Genomic DNA, 12,440 nt, shown 5'->3' with positions numbered 1-12,440 from the left:
TCTCCTTTCCTTATTGTTCCAATGCTTGATAAAAAGATCGCTCTGGTTCACGAATGGCTGGTTACGTTTGCCGGTTCGGAGAGTGTGGTGGAGCAGATGCTAACGTTGTATCCGCAAAGCGACCTTTTTACCCTGGTTGATTTTTTGCCCGAATCGCAACGCCCGCTGGTTCAAAATAAAAGGGCAACCACGAGCTTTATTCAGCGATTGCCCTGGGCGAAAAAGAAATACCGATCCTATTTGCCCCTAATGCCGCTGGCCGTCGAACAGTTTGACCTGAGCGGCTACGATGTCATTCTGTCGAGTAGCCATGCGGTTGCGAAAGGGGTTCTGACGGGGCCAAACCAACTCCACATCTGCTATTGCCACTCGCCCATGCGCTACGCCTGGGATTTATACCATCAATACCTGAACGAAAGCGGCCTTAAAAAAGGGGTGAGTGGTACAGTAGCCAAGTTGATTCTGCACTACATCCGGCTCTGGGATTACCAATCCGCGCAGCGGGTTGATCATTTTGTGGCCAACTCCCGCTACATTGCCCGGCGCATTCGGAAGGTGTACGGTCGCGAAGCCGATGTGATTTACCCGCCTGTCAATACGGACCTTTTCACCTTATGCCAGCAAAAGGACAATTATTACCTGACGGCGTCGCGGATGGTGCCTTATAAGAAGATCAACCTGATTGTGGAAGCTTTTGCCGCCATGCCCGACAAACGGCTGGTGGTGGTTGGCGACGGTCCCGACTTCGAGAAAATCAAACGGCTGGCAACGCCCAATGTTGAATTAGTCGGTTTTCAACCAAATTCTTCGCTTATCTTGTATATGCAAAAAGCAAAAGCTTTTATTTTTGCAGCTGAAGAAGATTTTGGCATTACACCGGTCGAAGCCCAGGCCTGCGGAACGCCCGTACTGGCTTTTGGCCGGGGAGGAGTCCTGGAGTCAGTGATTGATCAAAAAACCGGCTTGTTTTTTGGCCAGCAACAAGTCAGCGCGCTGATCGATTGTGTGCAACGGTTTGAACGCAGCGCTGACCAGTTTGACCCCGTTGTGATTCACCAGCACGCGCAGGGATTCAGCAATGAAAATTTTCGTCAACAATTTGATCAGTACCTAAATCGCAAAATTATTGAGTGGTATCCTTTTGGTTAGTAATGTAACTATCTGATTATTAACTAGAAATATACCAATGAAAATACTTTCTAGGTGTCCTTAGGATAAATATTGAGGTATTTTCCAATATTTTTTTACCGAAAATCGTACAAATAAAGTGAACTTAGAGTTATTAAGAGAGTAGTGTGCGCTCTTTATAATAAGTGTTTTTCATTTGTTACGGATCTGGCGGGGAGCGGTTTAGGCTATTGTTGCAGTGATCGTTCCAAACGAATTGCTTATGAAACACCGATTCTCTTTTTTACTGCGTCCTTTCAGTGCAACGATGGATATTATCTTTCTGGATATCTGTTTTGTGCTCGCTTATCACCTTAAATTTGGTACTACCGAATCGTTGTTTGAGGTACCGTACGTAACGCTTTTCTGGTTTATTAACATTGCCTGGGTACTGATCCTTCTCCTGAACAAACCGTATAATTTTTCCCGCCTATCCTTTACCATTCAGAATTTGCTGGTGGGACTTGCTAAACTCATCGGTTTGCACGTTGCACTGGTTTCGGTTTTCTGGGTATTTACGAAAGGCGGTTTTTCGTACTCCCGGGAGCACATCTTGCTAACGTACGTGCTGTTTCTCTGCGTGGGGTCGCTCTGGCGGGTAATCGTATTGATTCTGTTGAAGGCGTATCGGGCAATGGGCTATAACACCCGACGGTTTGTTGTGGTGGGCTACGGGCCGCTCTCCCGAAGCATTCAAACCTTTTATCAAATGTACCCGGAGATTGGATTTAAGTTTTACGGATACTTTGATAAACTGACACCCGAAAATACGTCGGCGCTGCGGGGTGATTATAGCTATTTGAAAGAATACATCGTTCGCAACGAAATTGACTGTGTGTACTGCTGTCTGCCTTATATCGATACGCAGCAGCTCCGTGATATCATGGACTTCTCCGAAGAAGCCAACTTTCAGGTAAAACTAATTGTCGACTTTAAAGGCTTCCTTACCAAAGGCGTATCGGTTGAATACCACGACGTACAGCCCGTCATCAGTATGTCGACCAATTACCTGGATAATTTGCAAATCAATATCTTCAAGCGGGTTTTCGACATTGCCTTTTCGGCGACGGTTCTGGGTGTTGGTGCGCCATTTTTTGTTCTCGTTGCGCTCATCACCAAATTCAGTTCAAGAGGCCCCGTATTTTATTCCCAGGAGCGCATTGGTAAATGGGGAAAACCGTTCCACATCTACAAATTTCGTAGCATGTATCCTGATTCCGAACGGGGTGGCCCGGCTCTGTCGCTCGGCGACAACGACCAACGCATCACACCCTGGGGTAAGGTCATGCGCAAAACCCGTCTTGACGAATTCCCGCAATTTTATAATGTGCTACGGGGAGATATGTCGGTGGTTGGCCCGCGTCCGGAACGCCAGTACTTTATTAATCAAATCATCGAAAAGTCGCCGGAATACAAGTATTTATTGATGGTTAAACCCGGCATCACCTCCATCGGGCAGGTTAAATTTGGGTATGCCGAAAACGTAGAGCAGATGGTGCAGCGGTTGTGGTACGATCTTGAATATCTGCAAAGTGTCTCCTTCTCGACCGACGTTTGGCTTATTATGCAAACCGTTCGGGTGATGATGCAGGGAAGAGGCAAATAACCCTAGCGACTGAAGTTTTACCATAACGTATGAAAATTAAAGCCGGATTAGTCTTTTTATTATCCTCGTGCTTATTTAATCCAGTTGTTGCTCAACGCGCTTATTTCCCCAAAACAACCCGGTACGACCTACAGGCAGGAGTTTATCTTTCATCAGGAGATCGAACCCCATTCTGGCTGCGTGCCAACCAATTCGGAATTGTTCCTACCACCACCCCGGCCGCAACTTTCCGCGTCGGAATTTCGTCGGATTACGGAAAACCGTTAGGAGATAGCCTTAGTGGGGAACAGAAAAAGTTTGACTGGGGGTACGGTGTTGAAGTCGTTGGAAATGCGGCCAGTAATTCCAAACTACTCCTACCCGAAGCTTACATCAAGGCCCGCTACGGCAAAATTGAGTTTTACGCAGGACGCCGTCGGAACGTGTACGGTTTGATGGATACAACCCTGACCTCGGGTTCGTTCGCGTGGTCTGGCAATGCCCTCCCGATTCCGGTCATCCAGATTGGTACCCAGGGGTTTGTTCCGGTTCCGCTGACCAATAATTCGCTGGCCGTATTCGCTTTTTTCAACCACGGCTGGTTTGATAATAACCGCATTGTCCGAAATACCTATTTACATCAGAAGGCGTTGTACGGGCGAATCGGTAAACCCGATGCCAAAGTGAAAGCGTATGCGGGTATCAATCACCAGGTACAGTGGGCGGGGTATTCTGATAAGATTTATCCCGGTTTTACGCAAGATGGTTATTTGCCCTCCAGTTTACGGAGTTACTGGTTTGTCATTACATCACACCGGAATCCGACCCGGTACGATACGACCCTGGCCAGCTTTGAAGAAAACCGGGTTGGTAATCACCTCGGAACCGTTGACCTGGCGCTGGAGGCAACACTCGGTTCTGTAAATGTCTTACTATATCGGCAAAATATTTACGACGATGGATCCCTGTTTTATCTGACCAACATCCGCGACGGTTTAAACGGGGTTCGCCTTAAGAATACGCGTTCGGAGCGTTCCTTCTTTTCCATCAACGAATTTTTAGTTGAGTTTCTGTACACCAAAAACCAGGGGGGCGATCTTTTCCTTATCGATAATCCGGCCAAACGGGGGCGGGACAACTACTTCAACCACTCGCAATACGTCGACGGCTGGACTTACAGAGACCGCACCATCGGTTCGCCCTTCATGACTCCCGGTAAGGACGTCCGCGCCGGATTACCGAGTGGCGCTATTGGCAACAACCGGGTTAGTTTATGGCATTTTGGGATGTCAGGCGTTCTTGGGCGTGTGCAATGGATGGGCAAGTTATCGTATAGCGACAATATTGGCACATATAACGAGCCGTATTACAATAGCCCAAACCAATGGTCAACCCTCTTTAGTCTGACGGCACCGGTGAATTTAGGTGGTTTGGGCGAATTCCAGATTAATGCTGCTTTTGCCAACGACTACGGGATGCTGCTTTACGATTCCGTCGGCGGGTATTTAGGAATTCGGAAAGTCATCAATTCCCGGTAAAGACGGTTTTTTCGGAGCTGACCCACTTCTGTTCGCTACAATTTCATCCCGGCTGGTTATACTAAATGGGCACTCTTTTGCAAATGCTTTGGGTAAACAAAATTGGCGTCGTCCGCGTGATTATGCGATAAACCGACAACTCACCCTAATGCATAAAAAAGGGTTGTACCGTCGACAGTACAACCCATCAGGTCAGGAATGTCAATCTACTAATAATGTCGATCGCCGGGTTCGCGTTTTCCCAGCATGACTGCGCCAACCATGGCCACCAGCAACAGCACCGACGCTAATTCAAACGGCAACAGGTAATCTTTGTACAGAACGGCTCCTAACCCTTCAACCAGCCCAACATTCGTGTTGTAGGTAGCGGGATCATAAGTAGCCATTGTAGCCACCCGAAATACCGCGACCAGGATAACCAGCATAACTCCGCCAACCACCACCGCTGCAAGCTTTGTAACCGTTGTCTTCGATTCCTCATCTTCCTTTTTAAGGTTTAGAAACATGATGACGAACAGAAACAAAACCATGATGGCACCCGCATAAACAATGATGTTAACGGCGGCCAGAAACTGGGCATTCAATAGAATATAATGCCCTGACAGCGTAAAAAATGTCAGGATCAGCGCCAGAACACTGTGAATGGGATTGCGGGCCGTCACCACAAACGAAGCGCTTAATAGCGTGATGGCCGTAAGTGCGTAAAATAATATCTCAGTAGACTTCATTTTTGAATTCGTTTAAGGTCTGAGGTTTAACGTTTAAGGCTCAGACAAACGTTAAACGTTAAACCTTAAACCTCAAACCTCAAACGAAAATTACGTAGCTGAACGCGAATACGACGGTTCTGTGGGCGTAGCCTGCACATCCGGATTGGTACGAATGTAGCGGTCGTCCATTTTTTCAACCAGTTTGTCTTTCCCGTAAATAACCTCGTCGCGTTCGGTAAAAATGGGAACCATCTGATCGTGACGCAAGTACACGGCCTGTTTCGGGCAGGCTTCTTCGCACAAACCGCAGAAGATGCAACGCAGCATGTTAATCTCGTAAACCGCAGCGTATTTCTCTTCCCGGTATAGGTTTTCCTCCCCTTTTTTCCGTTCGGCAGCCACCATCGATATTGCTTCGGCTGGGCAGGCAACGGCGCACAACCCGCAGGCCGTACAACGCTCACGCCCTTCTTCGTCGCGCTTCAGAATGTGGTGGCCCCGAAATACCGGTCCTAAATACCGTTTGACTTCCGGGTAAGCAATGGTTACTTTTTTACCGAAAAAGTGCTTTATCGTGATCGCCAGTCCCTGAGCAATGGCCGGAAGATACATCCTCTCGGCCAAGGTCATTTCCTTATTGCTGACTTCTTTGGATCGATTCGTTAGTTGCATAGTGAGTAGTAGGCATTATCAGGATCGCTGAGGTTGGGGCACTTGTTTCGGTGCACGGGCCGATGAAGCCACCGCCAGCACAACCATGACCACAACAATTGCCCAGCTCGCGTATTTTATGTCAAATAAAAGACCAAAACCCGTTACGACTATATTTAGAATTGACAAGGGGATGAAGCTTTTCCAGCCCAGATTCATCAATTGATCGTAGCGGAAGCGTGGCAGAGTCCAGCGAACCCACATGAAAAAGAAAATAAAGAAGAATATTTTGCCAAACAGCACCAGTGTTCCGATCAGCGTCGCCAGGTTATGACCAGTTACAGCGCCCAGCGAACCCGTCAACGTTTCACGCACCCAGTCCATTCCGGGGTAATTATAGCCGCCGAAATACAGCGATGCAATAACCGCCGACGACACAAACATGTTAATGTATTCCGCAAACAGGAAAAAGCCCAGCTTCATGGAGCTGTATTCGGTATGGTAACCGCCCACCAGTTCGGTTTCGCACTCCGGCAAATCAAACGGCGTCCGGTTACACTCGGCAAAGGCGCAGGTCAGAAAGATAATAAAACCCAGCGGCTGGTTAAATACATTCCAGGCGATGCCGTGTTGTTCTTCCACGATAGCTCGAACTGACAGCGAACCCGTCATCATCAGAATGGCGATGATTGATAGTCCAAACGCAATTTCGTAGCTGATATTTTGCGAAGCGGCCCGGATAGCCCCCAATAGCGAGAACTTATTGTTGGAAGCCCAGCCACCAACCATCAGCCCGTATACCCCGAGTGAAACCACTCCGAAGATATACAGAATACCGATGTTGATTTCGATGCCCTGTACCGGCACCAGCAGGTCTTCGTACCGAACGCTATCGCCAAACGGAATTACGGCGCTCGACATCAAGGCCGTCAGGATGGCCAGACAGGGGCCCAGAATAAATAGCCACTTGTTGGCCTGCGACGGAATGAAGTCTTCTTTGAAGAACATTTTACCGGCATCGGCCAGGGGTTGAAACATTCCGCCGGGTCCGGCCCGGTTCGGACCAAAACGATCCTGGATAAAACCGGCTACTTTCCGTTCTGCCCAGGTTGAGTACATGGCAATCAACAAGGTTACGCCAAAGACGACGAGAATGATGATGGCCTTTATGATGAGTTCTGTCAGATTCATTTTTTTTCAGAGATAAGAAATGAGATCAAAGACAAGGAATGTCGGCAATTGCTTCTGTTCGTTCTTGTCTAATTTCTCTGATCTATTCAAGGTTCGGGGTCATTGGCGTGTGGCAATACCGGCGCAAACCGTTCGGGTGCTAACTGCTGAATGCCGAGCTGTGCCGTATCACGTTCCTCATGAACCTCGGTATAGGTAGCAGCCGCCAGCTTTTTCTGGAAATCCGGTTTGATTGCATCCCGGCGGTATTTGTTGGCTGAGATCACCGAACTGCGCGATACTTTCGTTGGGCCTTCGATGACCCAGTCGCTGGTTTTCTTGTGATCAAACCGACAGGTATTACAGATAAACTCGGTTACCTCGTTCCACTCATTCTTCCGGGCCGTGACACGAATTACTTCCTCACCGCGGTACCAAAGCGTTACTTTTCCCGAGCAGGTTGGGCAATCCCGGTGCGCATCAACGGGTTTGGTAAACCAGACCCGGTTTTTGAACCGGAACGTTTTATCCGTCAGCGCACCTACCGGGCACACATCAATGACATTACCGGAAAAATCGTTGTCAATGGCTTTCTCAATATACGTTCCTATCTCGGCAGCATCGCCCCGACCCAGAACGCCATGAACCCGTTTCTGCGTGATTTGATCAGCCGTATACACGCAGCGATAACACAGGATGCAACGCGTCATGTGTAACTGGATGTACGGACCAATATCCTGCTTATCGAATGTCCGGCGTTCTTCTTCGTAACGCGTTGTTGCCAAACCGTGGTTAAAGGCAAAATTCTGCAAATCGCATTCTCCGGCCTGATCGCAAACGGGGCAGTCAAGTGGGTGGTTGATCAGCAAAAACTCAACGATCGACTTGCGGGTTGACAATACCTGCTCGTTAGTCGTGTTTTCGACAATCATCCCATCCTGCACCGGTGTGATGCAGGAGGCTACCAGTTTAGGCATCGGACGCGGATCTTTGGCCGATCCGGCGGCTACCCGAACCAGACAGGCCCGACATTTTCCTCCGCTTCCTTTCAGGGGTTGGTAGTAGCACATCGCCGGTGGGGCGACATCACCACCAATTTTCCGGGCGGCCTGCAAAATGGTCGTTCCGGGTTCCACGTCGACTTCAATACCGTCGATGGTGACTTTAAATAATTGGGGTTGTGTATTTTCCATTTAGCAATAGCTCGTAGGTTACAAGCAGACCGAAAGGCGTTCTTTTGCTCTGCTTCTTATCAATTTACACCAGCGCCATTTCTCCTTTGAAAACTGCACCCGGCTGGGTGGCTTCGCTGGGGTTGGTGATGTGCCATTCAAATTCGTCGCGGAAATGGCGAATGGCGCTGGCAACGGGCCAGGCCGCGGCATCGCCAAGCGGACAAATGGTATTTCCTTCTATTTTCTTAGCAACATCGACCAGCAGATCGATATCGCGCTGATTTCCGTGGCCGTACTCTATCCGGTGCAGCACCCGCTCCATCCAGCCGGTTCCTTCCCGGCAGGGGCTACACTGTCCGCAGGATTCATGGTGGTAAAATCGGGCATAATTCCAGGTATTCCGAACGATACACGAGGTTTCGTCAAACACAATAAAACCGCCCGATCCGAGCATGGTTCCGGTCTGAAAACCACCCTCTGCCAACGATTCGTAACTCATCAGGCGCGGGTCGCCGTTGGCCAGTTTCAAAATCAGGTTGGCCGGCAGAATGGGAACGGACGATCCCCCCGCTACAACGGCTTTCAGGTGGTGGCCATCGCGAATTCCTCCACACCATTCGTCAGAGTATATAAATTCTTCAACCGGCACGCCCAGTTCGATTTCGTAGACGCCCGGTTTTTTGATGTGTCCCGACGCTGAAATCAACTTCGTTCCGGTACTACGGCCAATTCCGATGGCGGCATAAGCCTCACCGCCGTTATTAACAATCCAGGATGTCGTGGCAATCGACTCAACATTGTTGACCACCGTCGGGCACTGGTACAGCCCTTTGACGGCCGGAAATGGCGGTTTGTTACGCGGATTGCCGCGTTTGCCTTCCAGTGATTCCAGCAAAGCGGTTTCTTCTCCGCAGATATAAGCACCACCACCCGGCTGCACAATCAGCTCCAGGTCGTAGCCCGAACCCAAAATATTCTTCCCTAAAAAACCGGCCGCCTTGGCTTCCGCAATCGCTTTTTCGAGGATATGGATGACGTACATCAATTCACCCCGAACGTAGATAAACGACTTGTTGGCTCCCAGCGCGAAGCTTGAAATAATCATTCCTTCGATCAACAGGTGAGGAATGTGCTTCATCAGGTAATGGTCCTTGAAGGTTCCCGGCTCCGATTCGTCGGCATTACACACCAGGTAGCGAGGAACGCCTTCCGGTTTGGCCAGAAAGCTCCACTTCATGCCCATCGGGAAACCAGCGCCCCCGCGACCACGAACCCCCGATTTCTTGACTTCTTCCACCACGGCTTCGGGCGTCATGGTTTTGATGGCTTTCTCAACTGCCGTATAACCGCCCTGTTTCCGATACACATCGTAGGTTTCGATGCCGGGAACGTTAATATGTTCGAGCAGAATTTTTTTGCCCATAGCTATAGTTCAAAAACGGGTTGCCCCTAATCAAGAATTACAAAATACTTACTTCCAATCTTTTCCCGTCGTCATGATATCCTCTTCGGCCAAGTTCGTCGGGTTGGCATAAACAGTAACACCGTTATGCAGTTGGGCAATTGATTTATCCCCTTCTTCAAACCGGTGTTTGGGGTAAGACCGTACCGTTGAATAATGGCAAACAAATGATTTACGCGTTAATTCTGGCTTATTGATCCGGCTTCCCGCGTGCGCCAGCGCCCCGTGCCAAAACAGCACATCACCCTTTTTCAAAAGCAAAACCGTCTTTTCGATGCCGTTTTTGGCACAAATTTTATCAAGGTATTTCGAAAAATCGTCGGGCGTATAAAGAGAATCTTGCTCGCTGAACAGGATTCCGGTACCGAAATTAAATTTGGGCAATCGGTGCGAACCCGGATAATACACCAACGGGCCGGAATCAGGGCTCACATCTTCCAGCGGAATCCAGGCGGCTGCCAGATGGCTGGCAATTTTCGAGCGTACCCAGGGATAGTCCTGGTGGGTTGCTTGCTGGCTGCCGTATTTAAAAATCAAGCTCTGAAAAACCGTTGTCTTTTCGTTGAAAACCGCTTGCAAAAACGTCGCAATGTGCGGGTGTGTCATCACTTTTTTAGCTGCAATGGAGCTGCTATGGTATTCGAGCAGGCGCGATCCAATCCCCTTCAGTTTTTCTTTCGGCACATCTTTGATCGGCGTTTCTTTTCCATTGTTAAATTGATAGACCAGCGATTTCAGCGAATATTTTTCGTTGTTATCAACCATCTGTTCTATTTCCTGCCACAACCCGTCAATCCACTCAACCGGAATCGCCTGTTCCAGAATGACGTATCCTTTGTCGCGCCAGTCGCGGAGCAGTTTCCCCAGGTCATACGGAAAGTCTTTCGGCGTTTTAAACTTCTTGACGAAAGCATCAATGTCGGCATCCGACCGATCAATCCACGGTAATGTATCTTCCTCAAAGTCAAGCGGTGAGTTTTTCATCCGGAATTTAACCATCCGATAAAAACGCCGAAGTCTGTCTTTCAACTTGCTTTCCATGCTTGTCTAACTTTTAGATTAAGGTTTATACATTACCCGGATTTTTTACCGACTCAGCTCTTCTATGATTTCGTCGACCTTTTCTTTGGTCAGGTGCATATAATACTTCTCCCGAATCTGAAAGACCGGCCCCATACCGCATGCGGCCAAGCACTCCACTTCCTTCAGGGTAAATTTCTGATCGGCTGTTGTTTCGCCTGCCTGAATACCAAGCTTTTGTTTCAGATAATCATACACTTCTTCACCACCCATGAGGCAACACGGACCTGTCCGGCAATATTCAATGACGTGTTTGCCGACCGGATCGAGGTGGAACATGGTATAAAAAGTAGCCACTTCGTATACTTCGATGGCCTGAATATCCAGCATTCGGGCCACATAATCCATTACTTCCGGACTCAGCCAGCCCCATTGTTCCTGGGCCAGGTGCAAGAGCGGCAACAACGCCGATTTCTGGCGACCTTCGGGATAACGAGCAATGATCTCCTGCGCTTTGTTTAATCGCTCAGGGGTGAATTCTACAGTATTTTGCGTTTCCGTCATATCGGTTTACAGCAGGTATTCGTCTTCAAAAACTTCCTGCCCCATCAGTGGGGCAGGCTCAAACTTATCTTTCAGAAACAACCCCATCTTTTGAGCTAGTGCCATCTTTCGCTGGTGAGCACAATCGAACCGGAATTGTAGGAGAGTTACGAATCCAGTTCGCCGGCAATTACGTTCAGGCTACTCATGATTACAATCGCATCCGATAGCGTCAGGCCTTTACACATTTCGGGGTAAGCCTGGTAGTAAATGAAACTGGGCCGCCGGAAATGCAAGCGGTATGGAGCCCGGCCGCCATCGCTAAGCAGGTAGAAGCCCAACTCTCCGTTACCGCCTTCAACCGAATGGTACACTTCGCCCACCGGCGCATCGATTTCACCCATTACGATTTTGAAGTGATAGATCAGCGCTTCCATGCTGCGGTAGACTTCTTTCTTCGGTGGCAGGTAATATTCCGGCGCATCGGCAAAGTGCGACCCCTCCGGCAGGTTTTCAATGGCCTGCTCGATGATCCGTACGCTCTGCCAGATTTCTTCGTTCCGAACCATGTAGCGGTCGTACGTATCCCCGCTTTGTCCCACCGGAATGTCGAATTCGAAATCCTGATACGACGAGTAGGGATTCATGACGCGAACATCGTAATCGACACCTGCGGCCCGCAGGTTGGGGCCAGTAAAACCGTAGTTCAACGCCCGTTCGGCCGTAATTCCACCGACGCCAATGACGCGATCCATGAAAATCCGGTTGCGGTTGAAAAGTTTCTCAAATTCCCGCATGATGGGCGGAAATCGCTTCAGGAACGCCCTAATTTTACGGATGGCTTCCGTGGAAAGATCGCGCTCCATCCCACCGATGCGTCCCATATTGGTTGTTAGACGAGCCCCGCAAACCTCCTCGTAGATTTCATAGATATTTTCCCGTTCTTCCATTAGATACAGGAATCCGGTAAAAGCGCCCGTATCCACACCCAGAATCCCGTTGCAGATAAGGTGATCGGCAATCCGGGCCAGTTCCATCATGATGACGCGAATGTACTCTGCCCGTTTGGGAACCGTGATGCCCAGCAACTTCTCCACCGTCATGTGCCAGCCGAAATTGTTGATGGGCGACGAACAATAGTTCATCCGGTCCGTCAGGGTGGTAATCTGGTAGAAAGGCCGTCGTTCGGCAATTTTCTCAAATGCCCGGTGAATATATCCGATCGTCTGCTCGCCCGACACGATTTTTTCCCCGTCCATTTGCAGGACATTCTGAAAAATACCGTGTGTTGCCGGGTGGGTAGGTCCGAGATTAAGGGTTGTTAATTCATTGACGTACTGGACTGATTCTTCCGGTTTGACGGGTAAATCGTTGCCCGGTGCGTTTTTATTCGATATATCAAGTACAGTGCTCATGTAG

General features: G+C 49.2%; 11 protein-coding genes. 3 read left to right on the top strand and 8 right to left on the bottom strand.

Translation table 11 applies throughout. From position 1 onward, the window contains the following. Positions 1-21 precede the first annotated feature (21 nt). From ACYVH9_RS01790 to ACYVH9_RS01780, 3 genes are all read left to right on the top strand, one after another. Positions 22-1,149, top strand: coding sequence for a glycosyltransferase family 4 protein (locus ACYVH9_RS01790; protein ID WP_460634573.1), 1,128 nt, complete (start codon positions 22-24; stop codon positions 1,147-1,149). Between the two features lie 241 nt (positions 1,150-1,390). Then, complete coding sequence (locus tag ACYVH9_RS01785) at positions 1,391-2,773, top strand: exopolysaccharide biosynthesis polyprenyl glycosylphosphotransferase (protein WP_460634572.1); 1,383 nt, start codon at positions 1,391-1,393, stop codon at positions 2,771-2,773. A gap of 29 nt (positions 2,774-2,802) precedes the next feature. Next, on the top strand, positions 2,803-4,290 hold the full coding sequence (locus ACYVH9_RS01780; protein ID WP_460634571.1) for a capsule assembly Wzi family protein: 1,488 nt from the start codon (positions 2,803-2,805) through the stop codon (positions 4,288-4,290). 209 nt (positions 4,291-4,499) lie between these two features. Here ACYVH9_RS01780 and ACYVH9_RS01775 read toward each other — a convergent pair whose 3' ends face one another. The 8 genes from ACYVH9_RS01775 to nuoD form a co-directional block, all read right to left on the bottom strand. Further along, positions 4,500-5,018, bottom strand: a complete 519-nt coding sequence (locus ACYVH9_RS01775; protein ID WP_460634570.1) for an NADH-quinone oxidoreductase subunit J family protein — start codon at positions 5,016-5,018, stop codon at positions 4,500-4,502. A 90-nt stretch (positions 5,019-5,108) separates the two neighbouring features. After that, complete coding sequence (locus ACYVH9_RS01770; protein WP_460634569.1) at positions 5,109-5,672, bottom strand: NuoI/complex I 23 kDa subunit family protein; 564 nt, start codon at positions 5,670-5,672, stop codon at positions 5,109-5,111. An 18-nt stretch (positions 5,673-5,690) separates the two neighbouring features. Continuing rightward, positions 5,691-6,842 carry an NADH-quinone oxidoreductase subunit NuoH gene (gene nuoH, locus ACYVH9_RS01765; protein ID WP_460634568.1) on the bottom strand — a complete coding sequence of 384 codons (1,152 nt, stop codon included), beginning with the start codon at positions 6,840-6,842 and terminating at the stop codon, positions 5,691-5,693. Between the two features lie 86 nt (positions 6,843-6,928). Next, on the bottom strand, positions 6,929-8,014 hold the full coding sequence (locus ACYVH9_RS01760; protein ID WP_460634567.1) for an NADH-quinone oxidoreductase subunit G: 1,086 nt from the start codon (positions 8,012-8,014) through the stop codon (positions 6,929-6,931). A 64-nt stretch (positions 8,015-8,078) separates the two neighbouring features. Beyond that, positions 8,079-9,419 (bottom strand): NADH-quinone oxidoreductase subunit NuoF, encoded by a 1,341-nt coding sequence (gene nuoF, locus ACYVH9_RS01755; RefSeq protein WP_460634566.1) that lies wholly within the window; start codon positions 9,417-9,419, stop codon positions 8,079-8,081. 48 nt (positions 9,420-9,467) lie between these two features. Continuing rightward, the gene (locus ACYVH9_RS01750; RefSeq protein WP_460634565.1) at positions 9,468-10,499 is read right to left on the bottom strand and encodes a phytanoyl-CoA dioxygenase family protein; all 1,032 of its coding nucleotides are present in this window, start codon (positions 10,497-10,499) and stop codon (positions 9,468-9,470) included. A 45-nt stretch (positions 10,500-10,544) separates the two neighbouring features. Beyond that, positions 10,545-11,042, bottom strand: coding sequence for an NADH-quinone oxidoreductase subunit NuoE (gene nuoE, locus ACYVH9_RS01745; RefSeq protein ID WP_460634564.1), 498 nt, complete (start codon positions 11,040-11,042; stop codon positions 10,545-10,547). Positions 11,043-11,188: 146 nt separating this feature from the next. Then, positions 11,189-12,436, bottom strand: coding sequence for an NADH dehydrogenase (quinone) subunit D (gene nuoD / locus ACYVH9_RS01740; RefSeq protein ID WP_460634563.1), 1,248 nt, complete (start codon positions 12,434-12,436; stop codon positions 11,189-11,191). Positions 12,437-12,440 lie beyond the last annotated feature (4 nt).

This window comes from Larkinella harenae (assembly GCF_054780515.1).
This window is presented reverse-complemented; position numbering and strand designations above follow the sequence as displayed.

Excerpts from the sequence above, each read along its gene's own strand:
- ACYVH9_RS01790 (WP_460634573.1), top strand. The coding sequence starts at position 22 with ATGCTTGATAAAAAGATCGCTCTGGTTCACGAATGGCTGGTTACGTTT.
- ACYVH9_RS01785 (WP_460634572.1), top strand. The coding sequence starts at position 1,391 with ATGAAACACCGATTCTCTTTTTTACTGCGTCCTTTCAGTGCAACGATG.
- ACYVH9_RS01780 (WP_460634571.1), top strand. The coding sequence starts at position 2,803 with ATGAAAATTAAAGCCGGATTAGTCTTTTTATTATCCTCGTGCTTATTT.
- ACYVH9_RS01775 (WP_460634570.1), bottom strand. The coding sequence starts at position 5,018 with ATGAAGTCTACTGAGATATTATTTTACGCACTTACGGCCATCACGCTA.
- ACYVH9_RS01770 (WP_460634569.1), bottom strand. The coding sequence starts at position 5,672 with ATGCAACTAACGAATCGATCCAAAGAAGTCAGCAATAAGGAAATGACC.
- nuoH (WP_460634568.1), bottom strand. The coding sequence starts at position 6,842 with ATGAATCTGACAGAACTCATCATAAAGGCCATCATCATTCTCGTCGTC.
- ACYVH9_RS01760 (WP_460634567.1), bottom strand. The coding sequence starts at position 8,014 with ATGGAAAATACACAACCCCAATTATTTAAAGTCACCATCGACGGTATT.
- nuoF (WP_460634566.1), bottom strand. The coding sequence starts at position 9,419 with ATGGGCAAAAAAATTCTGCTCGAACATATTAACGTTCCCGGCATCGAA.
- ACYVH9_RS01750 (WP_460634565.1), bottom strand. The coding sequence starts at position 10,499 with ATGGAAAGCAAGTTGAAAGACAGACTTCGGCGTTTTTATCGGATGGTT.
- nuoE (WP_460634564.1), bottom strand. The coding sequence starts at position 11,042 with ATGACGGAAACGCAAAATACTGTAGAATTCACCCCTGAGCGATTAAAC.
- nuoD (WP_460634563.1), bottom strand. The coding sequence starts at position 12,436 with ATGAGCACTGTACTTGATATATCGAATAAAAACGCACCGGGCAACGAT.